Source organism: Catenuloplanes nepalensis (assembly GCF_030811575.1).
Lineage (GTDB): Bacteria > Actinomycetota > Actinomycetes > Mycobacteriales > Micromonosporaceae > Catenuloplanes > Catenuloplanes nepalensis.
Genome location: NZ_JAUSRA010000001.1, coordinates 4,935,040 through 4,956,232 on the forward strand (window position 1 = coordinate 4,935,040; position 21,193 = coordinate 4,956,232).

A 21,193-nucleotide genomic window follows, 5' to 3' on the forward strand; every position below is an offset into this window, starting at 1 on the left:
TCTCCGTGGGATCGCTGGGAGCCGCGGATCACGCGACCGGCCCGCGGTGGGTGGTGTGTCGTCGTCATCCGGCCGTCGTGGTCGGCGGGGCGCTGCTGTCCGGCGGGGGTGCGGACGGCGGGGCCGAGGCGTCCGGGTCGGAGCCGGCCGAGACCGCGGCGTCGGGGGTGTCTCCGGGTCCCGGAGCCGACTGCGGAAGGTCGGTGGGCTGGGCCGTGGGCGGCAGGGTGGTCGAGGTCCCGGTGGGCGGTGACGACGGTGGTGTGGAGGGGCCGGGCGTGGCCGGGCTGGTGGACGGCGCCGGCACGGTGGCGGGGTGCTGCGGGTCCGGGCCGGTGCCGAGCCGCGGTGCGATCGCGGTGATCGCCAGCGCGGTCGCGGCCGTGAGCGCGGCGATGCCGATCAGGCGCGCCCGGGGGCGGGCCGGGGCCAGCGTGGGTGGCGCGGGCGGGCGCAGGGCCGCCGGTGTGATCAGGCCGGCGCGGGTGGCGAACGCGGCGCGCAGGCGGTGTTCGAGGTCGGTGCTCATCGGCGTGGCTCCGGGAGTTCGTCGCGCAGGGCGGCCAGGGCACGGCTCGCGGTCGACTTCACGGTGCCGCGGGAGATGCGCAGCGTCTCCGCGATCTCCGCCTCGGACATGTCGGACCAGTAGCGCAGCACCAGGACCTGGCGCTGCCGGATGGTGAGGCGGGTGAGCGCGGCCAGCAGTTCCGTGTCCCCCTCGGCGCGCAGCGCCTCGTCCTCCGCGGCCGGGCTCGGCGGCGGGACGGGCGGCACCCAGGCGCGGACGGTACGGCGGCGGCGCAGCGCGGACCGGGCGGCGTTCAGCACAGCGGTGGTGAGGTAGGCGTGCGGGTCGGCCAGGCCGCGCAGGTCCGGGCCGTGCCGTCGGTAGAGCGCGGCGAACGCGTCCTGCACGACGTCCTCCGCGGTCTCCAGGTCGTCGACCAGGAGCACGGCCAGCCGCACCAGACTGAGCCGCCGGGCGTGATAGAGCACGTTGATCTCCGGTACGCCGGCGTCCCCCGGCGAACCGCCACGGGACGCGGGCGTGCCCGACGTCATCGACCGCAGCAGGCGTAGCAGCGGCGGCCAGGACGAGCGGATCGCGAAAGTCATGCGCGGCGTGCCATGTCCCCGGTCAACGCGGCCCGGCCGTGATCCGTGGGACCGGCCACGAGCCCGCGGCCACGGGCGTTTAGGCGCATGGGTGCTCCTGGGTCTGGGGGTGGGGGTCGTTCGGATAGACGCTTGAGCGCGGCAGAGGTTGCCGCTGTGGACGTGACCCCGGTCACTCCCCCATCGTGATCACGATCTTTCCGGTCGGATGCCCCTCGGCAAGGTGGGCCACCGCTGACGCGGCGCCGGACAGCGGGAACGTCCGGTCGATCACCGGCGTGAGCCGGCCCGCGTCGACGCGCCGGCCGAGCTCGACAAGGCTTGCCGCGCGTTCGCGGCCGGCGACCGGGCGCAGGCGCTGGCGGCCGAACAGACCGGCCAGCGGCGCCCCTAACAGCCGGGTGAAGCCGCCGAGGAATCCGGGCGCGTCGTGGCCGCCGCCGGCCAGCAGCACCGTGCCGGTCGGCGTGAGCGCGCGCCGGAGCAGCGGGAACGGCCGGCACCCGGCGGTGTCCAGGATGACGTCGTGCACCGGGCCGTCGCTGTCGATCTCCGCACGCGTGTAGTCGATCACCCGGTCCGCGCCGAGTCTCGCCATCAGCGGCGCCTTGCCTGGACCGCAGACCGCGGTGACGTGCGCGCCCTCGGCGACCGCGAGCTGCACCGCGAACGCGCCGATGCCGCCACCCGCGCCGATGATCATTATCCGGCGGCCGGTGAGCGGGCCGGCCGCGCGGATCGCGTCGAGCGCGGTCTGCCCGGAGACCGGGATCGCCGCGGCCTCGGCGAACGACAGCCGCGCGGGCTTGTGGGCCAGCCACTTCACCGGTGCGACGGTGAACTCCGCGAACGACCCGCGGTCGCAGGTGCCGTGGACCTCGTCGCCGACGGCGAACCCGGTGACGCCGGGACCGGTCTCGACGACGACGCCGGCCAGGTCCCGGCCGCGGACCGGCTGGCGGGGCCGGCGCACGCCGAACGCCAGGCGCGCGGCGGGCGGGCGGCCGGTGATCAGGATCCACACGCCGGGGTCGACGGCGGCGGCCCGCACCTCGATCAGCACCTCGTCACGGCCGGGCGAGGGGCGGGGCAGGTCGGCGAGCTCCAGGACGGCGGACGGATCCCCGTACTCCCGATTGATCATGGCTTTCATGCGGGCTCTCCCGAGGACGTGGGGTATTGGAAGACGTCTTCGAGGGATACGCCGAAGACGTGGGCGATCTGGAAGGCCATCTCCAGCGAGGGCGAGTAGCGGCCGGCCTCGATGGCGATGACGGTCTGCCGGGTGACGCCGATCCGGCGGGCCAGGTCGGCCTGGGTCATCTCGCCGGCGGCGAAGCGGAGCGCGCGGATGCTGTTGGTCACCCGCGTCGGCTTCACCACGGCATGCCCGTGCGGTAGAGGATGACCTTGGTGACGCCGCCGAGCACGGCGGAGAGCACGAAGCACAGGTAGATGACGTTGGCGATCCAGAAGTGCTCCCAGCCGGCGATCGCCATCAGCATGCCGGCGACCGCGCCGATCACCACGAACGACTGTGCGGTGTGGTCGCCGAACCGGCCGATCTCCCGGTCGCGCACGTCGATCTCGCGGGCGCGACCGCCGATGAACACCTCGGCGAGCATGCTCGCGGCGATCGCGCCGCCGACGGACCAGAGCAGGACGCCACCGTACGCCACGGCGGTGAGCGGGCCGCCGGCCGCGCGCACCGCGACGACCCCGGCGTAGGCCGCGTAGGCGATCACGGCGACGACGAGCCTGATCCAGGCGCGCCTCTCCTCCAGCGTCATGACGAATCCCCCTGGTGAGGTACAGAATATTCGACATCACCAAGGTAAAGCTTTCCAGACCTGATGTCTAGAAAGTTTTACATTCCGAGGCAGTGGAGTGCGTCGGGTAAGGACGGGCGCTTCACGCGTTCCGGGTGGCCAGCCAGCTCTCCAGGCCGTCGAGGACGCGCTCCAGGCCGAAGTTGAAGTTCTCCTCCCACATCGACGGGTCCATCGGCGCGTCGCCGATCGTCCGGCGCCACGCCTCGTAGTTCGGGTAGTCCGCGGCCACGCGCTCCAGCAGCGGGGCGACGCGCGCCTGGACCTCGGCCGGGGTCAGGCCGGCCGACGTGGTGCTCGCGGCGACCGCGGCCGTGGAGAGCGCGGCGCCGACCGCGTGGTTGGTGATCAGCGCGCTGGCGTGCGAGAGCGTCATCCCGGCGAAGCCACCGGCCACGAACAGCTTGGTGATCCGGTCGCCGACGCGGAGCGCGTTGGGCCCGAGGTTCGGGTGCGTGCCGAGCAGCGGGATCGCCCACGGGTGGCGCAGCAGCATGGCGCGCAGCCCGTTCGCGTAGACGGACGCGCCGATCCGGAAGCTGACGTCGCCGGGCTCCGGGACGTAGATCTCGCCCATGATCTCGTCGACCGCCAGTTCGAGCAGCTCGTTCTTGTTCGTCACGTGCCAGTAGAGCGAGGTGGCGCCGGAGCCGAGGCGGGTGCCGAGCCGGCGCATGCTCAGGCCCTCCGCGCCCTCGGCGTCGAGCAGCTCGATCGCGGTGCGCACGATCTGCTCGCGGGTCAGCGTCGGCGCGCCGCCGCGGGGCCGGCCGGGCTCACGCAGCCAGACCGAGTCGGTGAACGGGTCGGTCTTCCGCGAGGCCATACCGTCAGTCTACGAGGGGACACCGAAGCAACAGTCCTCGATGGTACGGTGTTCGAGTGACTAGTACACCGTTCGAGAGAGACCCGCGGCGCTGGCTGATCCTGGGCGTGCTGTGCCTGAGCCTGCTCGTGGTCGTCGTCGACAACATGGTGCTCAACATCGCGATCCCGTCCCTGATCAGCGACCTGGGCGCGAGCACGGCCGAGATCGCGTGGATCATCGATGCCTACATCCTCGTCTTCGCGGGCCTGCTGCTCACCGCCGGCTCGCTGTCCGACCGCTACGGGCGGCGGCGCGGCCTGGTGACCGGGCTGCTCGTCTTCGGCGGCGCGTCCGCGCTGGCCACGCTCGCACGCACGCCCGAGCAGCTGATCGCGGTGCGCGGCCTGATGGGGGCGGGCGCCGCGTTCCTGATGCCGGGCACGCTCTCCATCCTGACCACGGTCTTCGCCGAGGACGAGCGGAAGAAGGCGATCGCGATCTGGAGCTCCGTGCTCACGCTCGCGGCGCTCGGCGGTCCCACGCTCGGCGGGCTGCTGCTGGAGCACTACTGGTGGGGCTCGGTCTTCCTGCTCAACGTGCCGATCGCGGCGCTCGGCATCGCCGCGGCCTGGCTGATCATCCCGGAGTCGCGCGGGCCCGCCTCCCGGCCGGACGTGCTCGGCGCGCTGCTCTCCACCGTGGGCATGGCCGCGCTGGTGTGGGGCGTGATCAACGTGGCGTCGCACGGGTGGGGCTCCGGCCGTACCCTCGCGGGTTTCGTGATCGGCCTGGTGATGTTGAGCGCGTTCGCGCTCTGGGAGCGGCGCGTCACCGAGCCGATGCTGCCGCTGTCGCTGTTCCGCGACCGCAACTTCGGCGGCGCCAGCCTCTCCATCGTGCTGCTCTCCTTCTCGGCCGGCGGGATGATGCTGGCGCTGACCCAATACCTGCAGTTCGTCCTGGGGTACGGTCCGATGCGCGCCGGTCTGGCCTTCATCCCGATGCTGGTGACCACCATGGTCTTCAACGGCATCGGCGTGCTCGTCGACAGGCGGCTCGGCGCCCGCGTCGCGATCTCGGCCGGACTGCTGCTGATGGCGGCCGGCATGGGCGTGCTCGCCACCACCGGCCCGGACGACGGATATCCGCGGCTCGCGCTCGCGTTCGTGCTGATGGGCGCGGGCAGCGGCATCGCGGCCCCGCCCGCGGTCGGCACGCTGCTCGGCGCGCTGCCACCGGAGCGTGCCGGCGTCGGTTCCGCCGTCAACGACACCGTCCAGCAGATCGGCGCCGCGCTCAGCGTCGCGGTCATCGGCAGCGTGCTGACCTCGGTCTACGCGTCCGCGATGCCGCCGGGCGCGGGCGAGGCCGCGCGCCGGTCGATCGGCGAGGCACTCGGCGTGGCCGCGACCACCGGTGACGCGGGCCTGATCGTGTCCGCGCGGGAGGCGTTCGTGGCCGCGCTCTCGGTCACGTCCTGGGTGGGCGTGGCCGGCGCCACCGCGGCAGCGATCGTGGCCGCCTCGATCCTGCGCCCGAAACCGGCGCCACCACCCGCACCGCCCGAGCCTGTCGAGCAGGGGAAAGCGATCGCGCCGGAGCGTGTGTAAACCGTGATCAGGGCGTCCCCCATGTCGCTGGAGCGGCATGGGGGACGCCCTGATCACGGGTCTGTTCCGGAGGTGCCGGGGCCCGGCGGCCGGGGCGTCCCTCACGCCCCGCGTCAGAGTGGCGTGAGGGACGGCCCGGCCACCGGGCTTCCGGCGGTCTAGGGTCAGGCGGCGCTGTGGGTCGCCGCGGCGGCCGGGTCGGCGGCTACGGTCTCGGTGGTCTCGGTGGTCTCGTCGCTGCGCGGGGCGGGGGCGGCGGGACGGGACGGGCGGGTGGAGAGCCAGCAGCCGGTGGCGATCAGGGCGAAACCGGCGACCGTGCCCGCACCGACCGGCTCGCTCAGCAGCACCACGCCGAGCAGCACCGCCACCACCGGGTTGACGTAGGTGACCAGCCCGGCACGGGCCGCACCGATCTCCGCGATCAAACCGTAGAACGCCAGCAGCGCGAGCGCGGTGCAGAGCACGCCGAGCGCGATCAGCGCGGCCCAGGAGACCGGCCGGACCGGCTCGGCGGGCAGCGCGAACAGCGCGAACGGCAGCAGCACCAGCGAGCTGATCGTGGTGGTGCCGGCGGTCAGCGCGACCGGCGGTACGTCCGAGGCGTGCCGCTGCACCAGCATGGTCGCGACCGCGTAGCCGAGCGTGGCCAGCAGCACCATGCCGGCGCCGAGCAGGCCGAGCCGGTCGCCGGACAGGTCCGTGCCGACCAGCACGGCGACGCCGGCGAAGCCCAGGCCCAGCCCGGCGATCCGGAGCGGCGTGAGCGGCTCGGTGCGCAGCATCAGCAGCGCGATCACGGCCGGCTCGACCGCGATCAGCAGGCCGGTCATCGAGGAGCTGATGTGCACCTCGCCGTACGTGATCAGCAGGAACGGGCCGACGATGTGCACCAGCGCGATCATCGCGATGATCGGCACCCGGCCGCGCAGTGCGCGCAGGGTGCCCCGGGCGGCCGCGAGCGGCAGCAGCACCAGCGCCGCGATGGCCAGCCGGCCGAACACCACGGCGAGCGGCGACAGGTCCTCGATCGCGACCTTGATCAGCAGGTACGGCATGCCCCACAGCAGGGACACGGCGAGGAAGAGAATCCAGGCTCGTCTGTTCACGGGGCAAGCCTCTCGCCGTACCGTTGTAAGTTGTAGTAGTGATCTACTGGGGTCGTTGTAAGGGAAACTTATGATCGACATCAACCGCCTGAGGATGCTGCGCGAGGTCGCCCGGCACGGCAGCTTCAACCAGGCCGCGGTCGCGCTCCGGATGACCGCGTCCGCGGTGTCCCAGCAGATCGCGGCGCTGGAGCGCTCGGTCGGCACGGCCGTGGTCGAGCGCAGCACGCGCGGTGTGCGCCTGACCGAGGCCGGAAACCTGCTGGTGGAGACCGCCGAGACGGTCATCGTGGAGTTGGACCGGGCGGCCCGCGACGTGCGGAAGCTGAGCGACGAGACCGGCCGGCACCTCGCGGTCGCCACGTTCACCAGCGGTGGGCAGCGCCTGCTCCCGGCCGCGCTGCGCCGCTTCTCCGAGGACCACCCGGACGTGCTGTTCACCGTGATGGAGAACGACACCGAGCAGAGCCTGCCGCAGGTCAGCGAGGGCGTGGCGGACCTGGCCATCGCCTACCACCTGGACGGCCCGCCGCCGGACCGCCCGGGCCTGACGTGGACGCCACTGCTGGACGACCCGCTGTGGGCGGTGCTGCCGGCCGGGCACCCGCTCGGCGACCGGGACGAGATCGCGCTCGGCGAGCTGTCGGCCGAGCGGTGGATCCTCGGCTGCGTCGAGCTGGACGACATCCTCGGCCACTACGCGGCGCTGGCCGGCTTCGACCCGGTCATCGCGTGCCGCGGCACCGACTACATCTTCGCCCAGTCGCTGGTGCGGGCCGGCATCGGCGTCAGCCTGGTCCCGCAGGTCGCGCTGGCCGCGGACCGGGGCGGGCTGGCGGTGGTGCCGCTGCGCCGGCCGGGCCCGATCCGTTACGTGGGCGTGGCGACCCCGGCCCGGCGGGTCAGCCCGCTCGCGGCGGCACTGCTGAACGCGCTGAGGGAGACCGTGGCCGCGCTGCCCTCCTGACGTGCGGATGTAAACCCTATCGGTGATACGGGGACCCGTCCGCTGTCCTGGAACTCACCGGCCTTGCCCCGTCCCCCGCCCGCCGTGGCGAGCGCTGATCGCGGTCCGGGCCGCCGCCGTCGGCCCCGGCGTGTAGACCCAGATCACCGGCCGCCCGCCTACCGCGCGCGCCTGGCGTTCGGCGCGAGCCAGCCCCGGCCGCCATCCGCGGCCCAGCGGCGGGTAGACCTGCCTGAACGACTGGGCTACAACATGAAGGCAGCCGACATCGACCCGAGTCGTGGCATCGCATGTCAAACAGAAGTAAATCGGCGAGCCGTGGTCATGGACTGACCGCCTTGGATGATCTTCAATGCAGATGTGAGGTGATCACCACTACTGCGATAAACAATGTCTTGTCCACCAATAGCTCGACATCGACGCGAGAACTTTGATACCGCAGCTCAACTTTCCCAGATCGTGCTGGCGGTGGACGTGGGCGAAGGCCACCTCGCCACCCATGCACGCTCATGGATTCAGGTCATTCCGCCGGGTGCCCGACAAGTTTGAGAATTGACCATTATACTTAAGGACGAAGCGGGCAAAACGGGCACGTGGCGTGCAATTTTGTCAGACCCGAGCGGTAGCGTCATCGCATGAACGAAACAAAGAACACCGACCACCCCCAGGCCTGGAAGGTCCACAGTCGGAAAACCATATATCGCGATCCCTGGGTGTCAGTGGCGGCACTGGACGTCGAGACACCAGGCCACGAGCGCTTCGACTACCGCTGCGTGCAACTGCCGGAGGTCGCCGTCGCCGCGGTCGTGGACGACATGCGTCGCGTGCTCATGCTCTGGCGCTACCGTGTTCTCCCTCAGCGATGGGGCTGGGAACTTCCGGGCGGGATCATTGATGAGGGCGAAGCGGGAGCAGATGCCGCCACACGGGAAACCGAGGAGGAGACCGGCTGGCGGCCGAACTCGATGCATCACCTGATCACCTATCAGCCCACGATCGGCCTGGTAGACGCAGCTCATCACATTTATGGCGCACACGGGGCCCGGCGGATAGGCGAACCAACGGACCCCCTGGAGCGCGGGCGCGTGGAGTGGATCTCCCTCTCCAAGATTCCACAGCTGCTGCAACAAGATCAGCTGATGAGTTCTGGCACCTTGATCGGATTACTCCACGTTCTCACCATGAGTTCGACCGAGACATAACCGATCAACACACCAAAGCGGGCAGCTCTCGCCACAGCCGCCCAACCTCATCATGTTGTTTAATAAAGATCGATAGGACAGTATGGTTGCGTGAACCCTCCTCGCGATCACAGAGGTTACACTCGCTCGGCGTGCGTGGGACGGCCTTCATGCCCTTGACTCGCATACTGTCAATCTCGGGCGGTGGAGTGCGTGGCGTGTTCTCGGCATCCTTTCTCGAGCACCTTGAGAGTGATCTCGGAACTCAGTGCAACCGCAATTTTGAGATCATCACGGGGACGTCAACCGGCGGCATCATCGCGTTGGCACTTGCGGCCGGAATACCAGCGAGGGAGATAGCCACTCTCTACAGGCAGCACGGAGAACAAATCTTCCAGCCCAAAACAGCTTCCCCAATCCGACGCGGTGGTCGGTACCACAACGATCGACTAAAGAATGCCCTTGTCGGTATTTTCAAGAACCTTCGGCTCGACGACCTTCCGATCGAGGTGGTAATACCGACGTGACTGGATAGGTGGCTGATTTGGGCACGCGGCGGCCCCGGGCCACGTTACGGGCCGGTGGTGGTTGCCGGTCAGGCCGGGGTGGGGATCCAGGGGTTGCCGGTGGTGGCCTGGATGAGGGCGTCGAGGGTGTCGATGCCTTGCCGGGCGGCGGTGGCGGTGTAGCTGCGGATCGCGGCGAAGTGTTCGGCGCCGGTCGTGGTGCGCATGCTGCCGGAGACCTTGACACGTAGTTTCGGCATACGGATCGTCTGCTCCGCCCGGTTGTTGTCAAACGGGACGGCGGGGTCGGTGACGAAGCGCAGGTAGTCGTCGCGGCGGTTGCGGAGCCGGACGAACAGGGCGTGGTATTTGCGTTCGAGTTTGCTGGCCCGCGTGGCGGTGGCCGCGACGCCGAGGACGACTGCGCTGTGCAGGACGTGCTGGTAGAAGGCGAGCTTCTCCGGGTCGGGGATCCGCTCGGTGGCGTCGGCGGTGAGCCGGTTCAGCCGGCGCAGCGCGGTGGCCGCCTGCTCGGCGTGCTCGGCGACCGGACCGGTAGCGGTGTCGGTGACGTAGATCAGCTCACGCAACGCGTGCGCGTTGCACAGGGCGTGGCTCATGTGCGTGTAGGTGTCGTACGGCGCCCACGCGTCGTGCACCGCGACCCCGGTGAACGTCGGCAGCACCCCGATCGCGTCCATCGCTTTCGTGCCGCGTGTGGTGTGCACCGCGAGGAGCACATCCGTGGGAGTGGACGCCGAGTGCAGCCACGCCAGGCGGCCGGCGACCCGCATCCCGGTCTCGTCGAAATTCGCGACCGGTGCGTTGATGATCCGCCCAGCGATCACCGGTAACACCGTGTCGATGATGCCCAGCGCGGTGCGTTTCACCCAGCCGGCCACCGTGCCGGCGGCGACCGGCGCCCCGAACAGGTCCTTGAGCGCGGCGGCGGTCCGCGACACCGACAGGAACTGCCCGTGCAGCAGATACACCCCGATCCCGGCCAGCCGAGGCCCGTACACCATCGGTGCCGTCGCTTCCGGTGGTGCGGGCGCGGTGGTGTGGTGCCCACACCGGCATTTGACGGTGATCATCTGATGCTCGGTCACCTGCGGTGTCACCGGTGGCACATCGACCACCTGCCGCCAGAACATATCGACCTCGTCCGCGCCGGCCAGGCTATCCCCGCACCCGCCGCACACCGCGGGCACGTGCCGGACCACATCCGCATCCGCGAAGCGTTGCAAAGTGACCCCGTCTTGGCCTTTCGGCCGTCCCGGACCCTGACCCGACCGCGGCCGCAACGACTTCGGCGACGGCTTCGCCAACCCGTCCGACGAGGGAGGCTTCGACGAGTTCGACGACGACTGCTTCAACCGAGCCTCAAGCTCCGCGATCCGGCCCATCGCCTGCTCCAGCCGAGCCGTCACGTCCGCCACCATCGCCCGCAACACCACGTTCTCCGCAAGGAGATCGTCATACGACGGCGACGGCAGGTCAGACACGACCCATGAACCTACCAGCCTCTACATCGGACCTCGCTGCCGCCCGGACTACCTATCCAGTTACATACCGACATCGTCGTTGGAATCTTTTGCAGGAAAGGTATTCTCTCGGACGACCGACCCACAGTCATCCTTGGTGGATGTGGGTTTGGCAACGGCTGCGGCGCCCACATATTTCCCCGCCGTGCAGCCAGTCGACTCCGAGCGGTCGTACATGGACGGTGGATTGTGGGCTAATAATCCGTCACTGCTTGCAGTACTTCACGCACAGCATCACCACAAGACGCACTTGAATGAAATACGATTGCTGTCAGTCGGAACGGGCATGCGACCTAACGGAACAACAGCATCCGAAGCAAACAGGCTCCGCTTGCTGTCGCCCGACGCGGTTCGCTTCGTGCTCGAGTTTCTGATGTCGACCCAAGCCTGGTTCTCGGATACCTATACCGAGATTCTTCTTTCTCACGAGCACTTCGCCAGAGTCAATCCCGTTCTGCCGGAGCCGGTACGGCTTGACGACATCAAGCGCGCCCTCCGCGTTCTACCCGCCGTGGCGGAGGTAGATTATGAGAAGAATAAGACGGTTCTTCTGCACCTCATCCGAAGATGGGCTTCCGAGGTGCGCGAGGTGGTGGGACCGTCAACACTCCGTGCGGAGGTCTCCGAACCAGCCCTTCACGAGAACATAACCGGCCTCTACCCATCACGTGCCTACTACCACACCCATCGGGGAGGCCGCCCGACCATAGATCTGTATATCGACCTAGCGCAGGTTTCCCTGACCATGGTCAGCGTCAATCTTGCCACTGGAATCACAATGGATGGGGTGCTTCAAAAATTCAGAGACATGATCACTCAACGTGATCGGCCCGTTCAGATATGCGTCTCGTTGCCCGATCCTGAAGTCGAGCACACATTCCAGACGCTGGGTCCAGCGCTCGACACATCTCCAGACGAACTGCGCCGCCGAGTCGAGTCGTCGATCAACCAACTTTCCGAGTTTCGCCAGGGGATTCGACACGACCTTCGAGGCTACCTGTCGATTCGCGTGCATCGAAACGTACCCAGTGCGAGTGCGATACTAATCGATCACCGCACGCCAGAGGGTCGGATCCAAATCGAAACAAAACCTTACAAGCTACGAATGCAAGACAGTTTTGGGCTCGAGGTTCGACATGGATCACCTTTTTTTGAAAGGCTTGTCAACTCGTATCAAGAGCTGGTAAACGATGGAAGGCAAATCGGATCCGACTGAAAGGACTGATGTGGCTAAGAAGAGTGCTGGGATCTTGGTCTTCCGCTTGCTGAATAATGTGGTCGAAGTTCTTCTCGTCCACCCCGGAGGCCCCCTATGGGCGCGCAAGGACGACGGCTCATGGAGCATACCAAAAGGTGAATACACGGACGACGACGACCCCTTGAACGCCGCCGTACGAGAACTGTCCGAGGAGACCGGAATCGAGGCCGACCTCACGCAGTGTTTCACGCTTGGAGAGATCAAGCAAAAGGGAGGGAAGGTGGTTACATCATGGGCACTCGAGACTGATTTCGACATCACACAGCTGAAAAGCAACACCTTCCAGATGGAGTGGCCGCGAAACTCGGGAGTGATACGTGATTATCCTGAGGTAGACCGGGCTGAATGGTTCCCCATTACCGCTGCGAAGACAAAGTTGCTAACCGCCCAAGCTCCGCTTCTGGATCGTCTGGTGGAGCGACTGAAGTCCTCCGGTCGTGGCCCGCTTCTACTCGACGCGTCCTCCACTGAGGGGTCGGCTACCCTGTTCTAGGCACTTCGGGTACTCCCGCGTGCCGTGCGTCGGTCGCTGAACACACTCCCCAGCCACGTATGTGGTGCGATCGGGCTCAGGGACGTGGGGCCAGCCGCAGCGAGAGCGTGAAGACGCTGCCGGCCGGGATGTTGTCGCGGTGGGTGACGGAGCCGCCGTTGGCCTCGGCCAGGCTGGCGACGATGTGCAGGCCGAGGCCGTGGCCGGTGGCGGTGACGCCGGCGGCCCGGGTGTAGCGCTCGAAGAGGTGGGCGCGCAGCGCGGTGGGCACGCCGGGGCCCTCGTCGTGGACGCTGATCTCGACGGTGCCGGCCGTGGGCGCGGCGGTGACCCGCGTGGCGCCGCCGCCGTACTTCGCGGCGTTGGAGAGGAAGTTGACCACGATCTGCTGCAGGTGGGCCGCGTTGGCCAGCACCATGACGCCAGGCGGGCAGGAGATCGGGACCGTCATGTCGGCGGCGTGAACCGCTTCGATCAGGGCGGTGGCGAGCAGGACCGGCTCGCGGCGGGTCTGGAGGCGGTCCGCGTTGAGCGCGCACATGGCGAGCACGTTGTGGCGGAGCACGTCGATCCGGCGGGCGCCGTTCAGGATCCGGTCGATCGCGGCCTGCTGACGGGGGCTCAGTGACGACTCGGTGAGCACCTCGCCGTACCCGATGATGGTGGCCAGGGGTGTGCCGATGTCGTGCGAGAGCATGCCCATCAGGTCGAGTTTGAGCAGGTTGGCCTGCTCCAGCTGGCGGTTGCGATCGGTGAGCGCGGCCAGCGCGGTGTCGCGTTCCCGCTGGGCGATCAGTTGGGCGGTGATGTCCTGGACGATGGCCTGCAGATGCAGTGGTGTGCCGTCGTGGTCGCGGACCAGGCGCACGGCGACGCGCACGTCGACCGGGTGGCCGTAGACGTCGAGCAGGCGTTTGACCCGCTCGTAGGAGCCGAAGTCGCCGTCGAACAGACCGGCCCGCCGGCGCGCGTCCTCCTCGCGGTCCTCGGGGTGGGTGACGTCCGCGATGTGCAGGCCGACCACCTCCGGTGCCGTCAGGCCGAGCCGGTCGGCGAACGCGTTGTTCGCGTGCATGATCGTCCCGCTGGAGTCCATGATCAGCTGACCGATCGTGGACTGGTGGAACTGGGTGCGGAACTGACGCTCGGTGGCCTCGAGCGCGCGCTCGGCGTGACGGCGGTCGGTGATGTCCGCGTTCGTCTCGATGATCTCGGCCTCGCCGTCCGGGCCGGCGCGCATGGTCTGCCGGCTCAGCTCGACCAGCTCGGTGCCGTCCGCGCGCCGGTGGGCCAGTTCCCCGGTCCACGCGCCGGCCGAGGTGAGCGCGCGCTCGACCGCCTTCTGCCCGTCCGGGAAGGGGAATTCGGTGGCCAGCAGCGCGTGGATGTTACGGCCGAGCACCGCGGTCGCGGGCCAGCCGTACGTCTCCTCCGCGCCCCGGTTCCAGGACCGGATCGTGCCGTCGCGGTCCCGGACGATGATCGCGGCCGGGGCCGCGTCGATCAGCTCGGCCTGGCGGCGCAGCAGGTCCTCGGCCGCGCGCCGCTCGCTGATGTCACGCAGGAAACCGTGGAACCGCCCGAACGTGACATGCAGCGTCAGCTCGATCGGGAAGCGGCGGCCGGAGCGGTGCAGCGCCGGCAGTTCGAGGCGCTGGCCGGCCAGCGCGGAGACGCCGGTGGCGCGGACCCGGGCGAGGCCGCTGTCGTGCGCGGAGCGGTGCTCCGGCGGGATGATCAGGTCGATGAGCACGCGGCCGGCCGCCTCCGCGCGGGTCCAGCCGAACATGTCCTCGGCCGCGTGGTTCCACTCGACCACGATGCCGTCCAGGTCGATGCTGACGAACGCGTCGTGCGCCACGTCCAGCACCGACTTGAACGCGGTGGCGGCGCGTTCCGCCTCGCGCGCGGCCCGGACCAACGCGATCTCCGACTCGGCCACGGCGGTCAGGTCCGCAAGCACGGCCAGGTCGGTGTCGGTCCAGTCGCGCGGCACGGAGTCGATCGCGCAGAACGCGCCGAGCGTCTCACCCTCGCCCCGGATCGGCATGCCCGCGTACGCGATCATGCCCAGGTCCGGGATGGCCGGGTTGTCGCTGACCCGCGGGTCGACGCGCGCGTCCGGGACGACGAGCGGCGCGTCGTCCGCGACCACGTGCCGGCAGAACGAATGGGACAGCGGCGTCTCGCCGATGTCCAGGCCGGCCCGGCCGGGGAACACCTGACGGTCCGCGGTGACCAGGGAGACCAGCGTGGTGGGCGCGTCGAGCAGCCGGGACGCGAGCCGGGCCAGGCGGTCCAGGCCGGGCACGTCGCGCCGGCCGGTCAGCCCGGTCGCCTCGACCGCGGCCAGCCGCTGCGGCCGGTCGACCCGATCGGTCACCTTCACGACAGCCCCCAGGGGAGCGTCACCCGCACGGTCGTCCCCTCGCCCGGTTCGCTCTCGATCGTGATCGTGCCGCGGTGCGCGTCGACGATCGCCTTGACGATGGTCAGGCCGATGCCGGAGCCCTGGATGGCCAGCAGGTCCGAGGTGCTGCTGCGGCGGAAGCGATCGAAGAGGAACGGCAGGTCCTCCGGCGGGATGCCGATGCCGGTGTCCATGATGGTCAGCGTCGGCTCGTCGTCGTCGCTGGTCGCGACCGCGATCCGGCCACCCGCCCGGGTGAACTTGATCGCATTGAACATCAGGTGGCTGAACGCCTGGGACAGCCGCTGCGGGTCGCCGGAGATCGTGATCGGCGTGCCGGTGTGCTCGACCACGGTGATGCCCTTGTGCTCGGCCAGCGGCTTGGACGCGGCCGTCACCTGGAACACCAGCTCGGACAGGTCCGCGGCGGTATGTTCCAGGTCGAGCCCGTCCTCGTGCAGCCGGGACACCAGCAGCAGGTCGTCGATCAGCCGCAGCATCCGGTCCGCGTTGCGCTGCATGACCGCGAGGAAGCGCCGGGCCGTGTCCGGGTCGGCGTCGCCGTCCAGGAGCACCTCCAGATAACCGCGGATCAGCGACAGCGGGGTGCGCAGTTCGTGGCTCACGCTGTCCAGGAACGAGTCCTTGAGCCGGTCCAGCTCGCGGAGCCGGTCCGTGGCGTCGACCACGCGGGCCGCGTAGCGGCGCAGCTCCAGGTGGGCGGCGGCGTGCCGGGCGAGTGAGCGCAGCGCGCGGCGCTGGTCGGTGGTCAGCTCGCGCGGCCGGTGGTCCATCACGCAGACCGTGCCGATCGCGTGCCCGTCCTGCATCATCAGCGGCGCGCCCGCGTAGAACCGGACGCCGTGCTCGGTGACGAGCGGGTTGGCGGAGAACCGCGGGTCGGCCGCGGTGTCACCGACCTCGATCATGGCCCGATCGGCCACGGCGTAGGAGCACATGGCCACGTCCCGGCAGGTCTGCCGCAGCTCCGTGCCGACCTTGGCCTTGAACCACTGCCGGTCCGCGTCGACCAGGCTGACCAGCGCGATGGGCGTGCCGCAGATCTCGGAGGCCAGCGCGGCGATGTCGTCGAACTCGGCCTCCGGCGGCGTGTCGAGGATCGCCGTCTCACGCAGGGCCGCCACCCGCTGCGGTTCGTCGACGGGCACCGGAGCCTTCATCCCCTCATGATCCCAGCCGGTGCGCCGCCGGAAGGGAGTTTCGTGCGATCCTCGTCCGCATGGCCGTCCCCCACGCCCACTGTTCGTACTGCGGCGCCGCGTTCGCGCCGGACCAGCCGTGGCCCCGGCGCTGCGCCGGCTGCGGCGAGATCACCTACCGCAACCCGGCCCCGGTGGCGGTGGCGGTGCAGCCGGTCGGCGGCGGGCTGCTGGTGGTCCGGCGCGGCATCCCGCCGGCGTACGGGCGGCCCGCGCTGCCCGGCGGCTACGTCGACGTGGGCGAGAGCTGGCAGGCCGCGGTCGTGCGGGAGCTGCGCGAGGAGACCGGCGTGGTGGCGGACGCGGCCACGGTCACGCTCTTCGACGTGCACAGCGCACCGGACGGCACCGTGTTGATCTTCGGCCTGCTGCCACCTCTGAGTTCCGCGCCCACGGCGTTCGCCAACCCCGAGTCGCTCGGCCACCACGTGCTGGGCGGCCCGGCCGAGCTCGGCTTCCCGCTGCACACGCTCGTCGCGGACCGGTTCTTCGCGGGTGCGCCCCGCGTCGTCTGATGGATGTCGAGCCTTTTCGACCTGGTCCGGGTGGCCGGGCGGCAACGCGACGCTCCACGGTCCGGGGTCGCAAGGTTGAAAGAAGCTCATTCGGTAGGCTGCGCACCGATGCGCACGAAGCAACGCTTGACCGAGGACATCCACCGGGACCGGCGAGCGGTGCTGGTCGTCAACACGCACTCCCGGCGCGGCCGGCTGCTCTACGAGGGCGCGCGGGCGCGGCTGCTCGCGGCCGGGTTCGACCTGATCGCGGCGTACCCGGTGGACAGGCCGCGGCGACTGGAGGAGACGCTGGTCGCGGCGCGCGAGTCCGGCGCGGACCTGGTGGTGGCCGGCGGCGGCGACGGCACGATCAGCACGGCCGCGCGGATGATGGCGCATCGGGAGAACGCGCTCGGCCTGCTGCCACTCGGGACCACGAACAACTTCGCCCGCACGGTACGGGTGCCGATCGACCTGGACGAGGCGATCGGCACGCTGGTCGACGGCAAGGTCGTGGACGTCGACCTGGGACTGGCCGGGGATCTGCCGTTCACCAACCACGTCGGCGTAGGGCTCTCCGCGGCCGTGATGCACGCGGCTCCCCCACCCCTGAAGCGTCTGGCCGGGCGCTGGGCGTACCCGCTGACGGGTGTGACGCTCCTGATGCGGCACCGGCCGATGCGCGTGATCGTGCGCGCGGAGGGTGCCGAGCACGAGTTCCGCACGCACCAGCTCTACGTGGCGAACGGCGGTTTCCACGCGGGACGGCCGATCACGAAGGACACGGACGCGGACGACCGGCTGCTGGTGGCGTACCCGGTGGGTGGCCAGGGAAAGTTCGGGCTGGTCCGGGAGACGCTGCGGAACGCCGCGATCGGGCATCGGCGCACGCTCGACGACGAGCTGTTCCTGGCCGTGGGCGAGTTGTGGCTGGAGACGGATCGGCCGGCGCCGGTCGAGGTGGACGGCGAGCCGCGCGGCCGGACCCCGATGCGGATCGGCCTGGACGCGAACGCGCTGCGCGTGATGGCCCCGGCCGACTCCATCGACCGCTGAACCTCCGGCATCCGGGCGTCCTGGAGCACGGGGTTCACGGACGCAAGATCAACTTCCCGGTGGTGGTACGGCCGAGGAGCGCGCGATGCGCGTCCGCGGCCCGGTCCAGCGGGTACTCGCCGCCGCTCAGCGCCCGGAGCGAGCCGTCCGCGAGCGCGCCGAGCAACTCGCCGATCGCCTTCGTGTAGAGATCCGGGCGGCGGCGGATCACGTGGATCAGCCAGAAGCCGATCACCGTGCGGCCGGCGCGCATCAGCGAGGCCGGATCGACCGGCGTGGCGGGTGCCCGGCCGGCCATGCCGAAGTGCACGAGCCGGCCGAGCGGCGCGACCGCGCGCAGGCTCGCGTCGAAGACCGCGCCGCCGGTCATCTCCAGCACCACGTCGACCTTCGCACCGCCGTTCGCCTCGATCAGCGCGGCCCTCAGGTCGTCCGACGCGGGATCGACCGCGACGTCCGCGCCCAGGTCCAGCGTGATCGCGCGTTTCTCCGGCGTGGACGCGGTCGCGATGATCCGGCCGGCACCGGCCCGCCGGGCCAGCTGAATCGCCTGCGAGCCGGTGCCGCCCGCGCCCGCGTGCACCACCACGGACTCGCCGGGCACCAGACGCGCGGCCTGATGCAGCAGCAGGTAGGCGGTCGAGCCCTGGACCAGCGTGCCGAGCGCGGCCGCGTCGCCGACCGCGTCCGGCAACGGAATCAGCCGGTCCGGGCGGGCCGCGACCCTCTCCGCGTACGCGCCGGAGCCGACCATCGTGGCGTAGCGGCGGCCGTCCGGGCCGCGCACGATCGCCTCGCCGCCGGGGATCAGCGGCAGGGCCTGCCTCGCCAGGTAGGAGTCCTCGGTCTGGTGGGTGTCGGCGTAGTTGACGCCGGCTGCGAGCACGTCCAGCACGACCTCACCGTCGCCGGGGACCGGGTCCGGCACCTCGGAGACGGTCAGCAGCTCGGGGCCGCCGAACTCGGTGATCTGGATCGCGCGCACAGACATACCTCCCGGTCTACGGATTATCCGCTATCACACGGACGGTAGGCCGAAACCGATATATCCACAATCATCTGTGCGCTGGATAGCGTCGAGGAACCGTTCGCCACTCGATTGCGAGGTTCCGTGATGGTCCTACGAAGACTGTCCGCACTGTGCGCCGCGTTCGCGTTACTGCTCGGCGGCATGCTGGTCGCGGCGCAGCCGGCATCCGCGGCCGTGCGCGTGCTCTACTACGACGCCAGCACGGCGCAGGAGTTCGTGTCCGTCGTGCACCAGGGCGCGCAGATCTGGAACGCGCGCGTCACCAACGTGCAGCTGCAACCGGTCACCGCCGGGCGCACGCCGAACATCCGGGTCTACGCGGACAACGGCTGGCCGCGCGCGTACGTCAACTCGCTCGGCAACGGCCGCTGGTACATGGGTCGCGAGGCGACCAGCCAGGGCTACTACCAGCCGCGGATCGCGGCGCACGAGTTCGGCCATCTGCTCGGCCTGCCGGACCGGCGCACCGGGCTGTGCACCGACCTGATGTCCGGGTCCAGCGCACCGGTCTCCTGCCGCAACCCGAACCCGAGCAGCACCGAGATCGCGCAGGTCAACGCCGCGTTCGCGGGCTCGCTGGTCACGGCCGGCACGTACATCTGGAAGTGATCGTGGCTGGGCACCGGTGCACCCCGGTGCCACGCTGCGTCTCATGGGGATCGATCTCTTCGCGCGCTGCCGCGACTACGACGTGGCGCGCACCGCCCGGACGGCCGGTATGTACCCGTACTACCCGGTCTTCGCCGGGCCGGGCGGGCCGATCGCGGAGCTGGACGGGCACGCCGTGATCATGTGCGGGTCCAGCGACTACCTGGGGCTCGCCGCGGACCCGCGGGTGATCCGCGCGGCGCGGGACGCGGCGGAACGCTACGGCACATCGCGATCCGGGTCGCGGATGCTGAACGGCGGCACGCCGCTGCACGCGGAGCTGGAACGGGAGCTGGCCGCGGCCGCGGGCCTGCCGGAGGCGCTGCTGTTCCCGACCGGCTATCAGGCGAACGTGGGCGCGATCGCGGGGCTGACCGGGCGGCGGGACGTGGTGCTGACCGACGCGGAGGCGCACGCGTCCGCCTACGACGGTGCCGGGCTGGGGCCGGGGCGGGCGGTGCGGTTCCGGCACAACTCCGCGGACGATCTCGCCCGGCGGCTGGGCGCATGCCCGGAGGACGCGGCGCGGCTGGTGGTCGTGGACGGGCTCTACTCGATGAGCGGCGACGCCTGCCCACTGCCGTCGATGATCAGAACCTGCCGCCGGTACGGTGCCCGCCTGCTCGTCGACGACGCGCACGGCTTCGGGGTCCGGCCGCTGGACGTGGCCGGCGTGGACCTGCTGAGCGTGACGTTCAGCAAGGCGCTGGCGTCGGTCGGCGGTGCGGTGCTGGGACCGCCGGAGGTGCTCGACTACCTGCGACACCATGCCCGGCCGGAGATCTTCAGCGCGGTCTCGCCGCCGGCCTCGGTCGCGGCCGCGCTGGCCGCGCTGCGGATCTCGGCGGCCGAGCCGTGGCGCGGTGAACGGGCGATCGCGGGCGCGGCCGGTCTGCGCGCCGCGCTCGCCGCTCAGGGGCACGCGGTGCCGGCCGGCGCGGGGCCGATCGTCGCGCTGCCGATGCCGGACCTGGTCTCGACGCTGGCGGCGTGGCGGGCGCTGCTGGCCGCGGGCGTCTACGTCAACCCGGTGGTGCCGCCGGCCGCCCGCTGCGGCCTGCGTATCACGATCACCGCGGCCCACACGGACGCCCACCTGGACACGGTGACGGCCGCCTTCGCCGGCCTCGCCGCCCCGGAGGACTCACGGTGACCGCCGAATCAACGCACATCCGGCTCACCGGCCGGCCCCGGCCGACGAGCATCGCCGCCGGCCGGTGAGCCACTCGCCGCCGGCCGGTGAGCCACGCGCCGCCCGCCGGAAAGCCGTCGCCGACGGGCGGCGTCAGTCGGATGAGGACGACGAGGAGGATGACCCGGAGGACGAATCCGGCGGGGACGACGGCGATGAGTCCGAGGACGGGCCGGGCGACGGCGGGTCCTGCGACGGATATGGCGGCGGGTCGTAGGACTGCTGGCCCGGGTGGGGGTGGTGCCCGGGATGCGACGGCGGCGCGTCGTAGGGCGGCTGCCCGCCGCTGTAGGGCGGCTGCCCGGGATACGTCTGCTGCGGGTCATACGGCGGCTGGCCGGGGTAGGGCTGCTGCGGATCGCTCGACGACGGCGGATAGCCCGGCTGTCCCGGATAGCCCGACCCTGGATAACCCGGCTGCCCTGGATAACCCGGCTGGCCCGGCTGCCCCGGGTAGCCCGATCCCGGATAGCCCGGCTGCCCTGGATAACCCGGCTGGCCCGGCTGCGCCGGATAACCCGGCTGGCCGGGGTAGGGCGGCTGAGCACCGTACCCCTGCTGGTTTGTCCGGTTTTTGGTGGTCAGCTTGTAAATGCCGAAGCCGATGCCCGCCACCGCGGCGACGCACAACAGCAGGCAGAGGCCTTGGCCGACGATGATGCCGAGCGACCTGGCCGGATCGGTCTCCATGGGGCCTCCCTACCCGTGGCTCGCCG

General features: G+C 70.3%; 22 protein-coding genes and 1 pseudogene. 11 read left to right on the forward strand and 12 right to left on the reverse strand.

The genetic code is table 11. The features are described from left to right. Positions 1-64: 64 nt before the first annotated feature. The 6 genes from J2S43_RS21425 to J2S43_RS21450 form a co-directional block, all read right to left on the reverse strand. Positions 65-529, reverse strand: coding sequence for a hypothetical protein (locus J2S43_RS21425; RefSeq protein WP_306831891.1), 465 nt, complete (start codon positions 527-529; stop codon positions 65-67). Further along, positions 526-1,119, reverse strand: coding sequence for a SigE family RNA polymerase sigma factor (locus J2S43_RS21430; RefSeq protein ID WP_306831892.1), 594 nt, complete (start codon positions 1,117-1,119; stop codon positions 526-528). The genes J2S43_RS21425 and J2S43_RS21430 overlap by 4 nt, the downstream gene beginning before the upstream one ends. A gap of 172 nt (positions 1,120-1,291) precedes the next feature. Then, positions 1,292-2,272 (reverse strand): NAD(P)-dependent alcohol dehydrogenase, encoded by a 981-nt coding sequence (locus tag J2S43_RS21435; protein ID WP_306831894.1) that lies wholly within the window; start codon positions 2,270-2,272, stop codon positions 1,292-1,294. Next, a complete protein-coding gene (locus tag J2S43_RS21440; protein WP_370881644.1) occupies positions 2,269-2,502 on the reverse strand; it encodes a helix-turn-helix transcriptional regulator in 234 nt (77 codons plus the stop codon). Before J2S43_RS21440 ends, J2S43_RS21435 begins: the two co-directional genes overlap by 4 nt. Beyond that, positions 2,496-2,909, reverse strand: coding sequence for a hypothetical protein (locus tag J2S43_RS21445; protein ID WP_306831896.1), 414 nt, complete (start codon positions 2,907-2,909; stop codon positions 2,496-2,498). Before J2S43_RS21445 ends, J2S43_RS21440 begins: the two co-directional genes overlap by 7 nt. Positions 2,910-3,030: 121 nt before the next feature. Continuing rightward, a complete protein-coding gene (locus J2S43_RS21450) occupies positions 3,031-3,774 on the reverse strand; it encodes a TetR/AcrR family transcriptional regulator (protein WP_306831898.1) in 744 nt (247 codons plus the stop codon). 56 nt (positions 3,775-3,830) lie between these two features. Between J2S43_RS21450 and J2S43_RS21455 the strand changes: the two genes are divergently transcribed. Continuing rightward, positions 3,831-5,366: an MFS transporter gene (locus tag J2S43_RS21455; protein ID WP_306831900.1), complete on the forward strand. Its 1,536-nt coding sequence runs from the start codon at positions 3,831-3,833 to the stop codon at positions 5,364-5,366. A gap of 164 nt (positions 5,367-5,530) precedes the next feature. Here J2S43_RS21455 and J2S43_RS21460 read toward each other — a convergent pair whose 3' ends face one another. Further along, the gene (locus tag J2S43_RS21460; RefSeq protein ID WP_306831902.1) at positions 5,531-6,475 is read right to left on the reverse strand and encodes a DMT family transporter; all 945 of its coding nucleotides are present in this window, start codon (positions 6,473-6,475) and stop codon (positions 5,531-5,533) included. A 70-nt stretch (positions 6,476-6,545) separates the two neighbouring features. On the opposite strand from J2S43_RS21460, the gene J2S43_RS21465 reads away from it, so the two are divergent. The 3 genes from J2S43_RS21465 (at position 6,546) to J2S43_RS42255 (ending at position 9,150) form a co-directional block, all read left to right on the forward strand. Further along, positions 6,546-7,442: a LysR family transcriptional regulator gene (locus J2S43_RS21465; RefSeq protein WP_306831905.1), complete on the forward strand. Its 897-nt coding sequence runs from the start codon at positions 6,546-6,548 to the stop codon at positions 7,440-7,442. 635 nt (positions 7,443-8,077) lie between these two features. After that, positions 8,078-8,644: an NUDIX hydrolase gene (locus J2S43_RS21470; RefSeq protein WP_306831908.1), complete on the forward strand. Its 567-nt coding sequence runs from the start codon at positions 8,078-8,080 to the stop codon at positions 8,642-8,644. Between the two features lie 149 nt (positions 8,645-8,793). Continuing rightward, positions 8,794-9,150, forward strand: coding sequence for a patatin-like phospholipase family protein (locus J2S43_RS42255; protein WP_370881772.1), 357 nt, complete (start codon positions 8,794-8,796; stop codon positions 9,148-9,150). 68 nt (positions 9,151-9,218) lie between these two features. On the opposite strand, the gene tnpC is transcribed toward J2S43_RS42255, so the two are convergent. Then, positions 9,219-10,634: an IS66 family transposase gene (tnpC, locus tag J2S43_RS21475; protein ID WP_306827493.1), complete on the reverse strand. Its 1,416-nt coding sequence runs from the start codon at positions 10,632-10,634 to the stop codon at positions 9,219-9,221. A 79-nt stretch (positions 10,635-10,713) separates the two neighbouring features. Here tnpC and J2S43_RS42260 point away from each other — a divergent pair. From J2S43_RS42260 to J2S43_RS21485, 3 genes and pseudogenes are all read left to right on the forward strand, one after another. Continuing rightward, a pseudogene (locus J2S43_RS42260) lies at positions 10,714-10,875 on the forward strand (patatin-like phospholipase family protein); the annotation flags it as partial. A gap of 156 nt (positions 10,876-11,031) precedes the next feature. Then, positions 11,032-11,889, forward strand: coding sequence for a hypothetical protein (locus J2S43_RS21480; RefSeq protein WP_306831910.1), 858 nt, complete (start codon positions 11,032-11,034; stop codon positions 11,887-11,889). 10 nt (positions 11,890-11,899) lie between these two features. Next, complete coding sequence (locus tag J2S43_RS21485; RefSeq protein ID WP_306831912.1) at positions 11,900-12,424, forward strand: NUDIX hydrolase; 525 nt, start codon at positions 11,900-11,902, stop codon at positions 12,422-12,424. A gap of 76 nt (positions 12,425-12,500) precedes the next feature. On the opposite strand, the gene J2S43_RS21490 is transcribed toward J2S43_RS21485, so the two are convergent. Together J2S43_RS21490 and J2S43_RS21495 are read right to left on the reverse strand one after the other, a co-directional pair. Further along, positions 12,501-14,813, reverse strand: coding sequence for a PAS domain S-box protein (locus J2S43_RS21490; RefSeq protein WP_306831914.1), 2,313 nt, complete (start codon positions 14,811-14,813; stop codon positions 12,501-12,503). Next, a complete protein-coding gene (locus J2S43_RS21495; protein ID WP_306831915.1) occupies positions 14,810-16,015 on the reverse strand; it encodes a GAF domain-containing sensor histidine kinase in 1,206 nt (401 codons plus the stop codon). The genes J2S43_RS21490 and J2S43_RS21495 overlap by 4 nt, the downstream gene beginning before the upstream one ends. Positions 16,016-16,074: 59 nt before the next feature. Here J2S43_RS21495 and J2S43_RS21500 point away from each other — a divergent pair, with 59 nt between their 5' ends. Continuing rightward, positions 16,075-16,569, forward strand: coding sequence for an NUDIX domain-containing protein (locus J2S43_RS21500; RefSeq protein ID WP_306831917.1), 495 nt, complete (start codon positions 16,075-16,077; stop codon positions 16,567-16,569). 108 nt (positions 16,570-16,677) lie between these two features. Further along, on the forward strand, positions 16,678-17,607 hold the full coding sequence (locus J2S43_RS21505) for a diacylglycerol/lipid kinase family protein (protein WP_306831920.1): 930 nt from the start codon (positions 16,678-16,680) through the stop codon (positions 17,605-17,607). A gap of 34 nt (positions 17,608-17,641) precedes the next feature. Here J2S43_RS21505 and J2S43_RS21510 read toward each other — a convergent pair whose 3' ends face one another. Continuing rightward, entirely contained in the window at positions 17,642-18,598 is a 957-nt protein-coding gene (locus J2S43_RS21510) for a quinone oxidoreductase family protein (protein ID WP_306831922.1), read from the reverse strand. Positions 18,599-18,721: 123 nt separating this feature from the next. Here J2S43_RS21510 and J2S43_RS21515 point away from each other — a divergent pair, with 123 nt between their 5' ends. Together J2S43_RS21515 and J2S43_RS21520 are read left to right on the forward strand one after the other, a co-directional pair. Further along, positions 18,722-19,246 carry a snapalysin family zinc-dependent metalloprotease gene (locus tag J2S43_RS21515; RefSeq protein ID WP_306831924.1) on the forward strand — a complete coding sequence of 175 codons (525 nt, stop codon included), beginning with the start codon at positions 18,722-18,724 and terminating at the stop codon, positions 19,244-19,246. A 43-nt stretch (positions 19,247-19,289) separates the two neighbouring features. Next, positions 19,290-20,438 carry an aminotransferase class I/II-fold pyridoxal phosphate-dependent enzyme gene (locus J2S43_RS21520; RefSeq protein ID WP_306831926.1) on the forward strand — a complete coding sequence of 383 codons (1,149 nt, stop codon included), beginning with the start codon at positions 19,290-19,292 and terminating at the stop codon, positions 20,436-20,438. A 132-nt stretch (positions 20,439-20,570) separates the two neighbouring features. On the opposite strand, the gene J2S43_RS21525 is transcribed toward J2S43_RS21520, so the two are convergent. Continuing rightward, positions 20,571-21,167, reverse strand: a complete 597-nt coding sequence (locus tag J2S43_RS21525) for a hypothetical protein (RefSeq protein ID WP_306831928.1) — start codon at positions 21,165-21,167, stop codon at positions 20,571-20,573. Positions 21,168-21,193: the final 26 nt, after the last annotated feature.

Coding starts and splice junctions, on each gene's coding strand:
- J2S43_RS21425 (WP_306831891.1), bottom strand. CDS start 529: ATGAGCACCGACCTCGAACACCGCCTGCGCGCCGCGTTCGCCACCCGC.
- J2S43_RS21430 (WP_306831892.1), bottom strand. CDS start 1,119: ATGACTTTCGCGATCCGCTCGTCCTGGCCGCCGCTGCTACGCCTGCTG.
- J2S43_RS21435 (WP_306831894.1), bottom strand. CDS start 2,272: ATGAAAGCCATGATCAATCGGGAGTACGGGGATCCGTCCGCCGTCCTG.
- J2S43_RS21445 (WP_306831896.1), bottom strand. CDS start 2,909: ATGACGCTGGAGGAGAGGCGCGCCTGGATCAGGCTCGTCGTCGCCGTG.
- J2S43_RS21450 (WP_306831898.1), bottom strand. CDS start 3,774: ATGGCCTCGCGGAAGACCGACCCGTTCACCGACTCGGTCTGGCTGCGT.
- J2S43_RS21465 (WP_306831905.1), top strand. CDS start 6,546: ATGATCGACATCAACCGCCTGAGGATGCTGCGCGAGGTCGCCCGGCAC.
- J2S43_RS21470 (WP_306831908.1), top strand. CDS start 8,078: ATGAACGAAACAAAGAACACCGACCACCCCCAGGCCTGGAAGGTCCAC.
- J2S43_RS42255 (WP_370881772.1), top strand. CDS start 8,794: ATGCCCTTGACTCGCATACTGTCAATCTCGGGCGGTGGAGTGCGTGGC.
- J2S43_RS21495 (WP_306831915.1), bottom strand. CDS start 16,015: ATGAAGGCTCCGGTGCCCGTCGACGAACCGCAGCGGGTGGCGGCCCTG.
- J2S43_RS21500 (WP_306831917.1), top strand. CDS start 16,075: ATGGCCGTCCCCCACGCCCACTGTTCGTACTGCGGCGCCGCGTTCGCG.
- J2S43_RS21505 (WP_306831920.1), top strand. CDS start 16,678: ATGCGCACGAAGCAACGCTTGACCGAGGACATCCACCGGGACCGGCGA.
- J2S43_RS21510 (WP_306831922.1), bottom strand. CDS start 18,598: ATGTCTGTGCGCGCGATCCAGATCACCGAGTTCGGCGGCCCCGAGCTG.
- J2S43_RS21515 (WP_306831924.1), top strand. CDS start 18,722: ATGGTCCTACGAAGACTGTCCGCACTGTGCGCCGCGTTCGCGTTACTG.
- J2S43_RS21520 (WP_306831926.1), top strand. CDS start 19,290: ATGGGGATCGATCTCTTCGCGCGCTGCCGCGACTACGACGTGGCGCGC.
- J2S43_RS21525 (WP_306831928.1), bottom strand. CDS start 21,167: ATGGAGACCGATCCGGCCAGGTCGCTCGGCATCATCGTCGGCCAAGGC.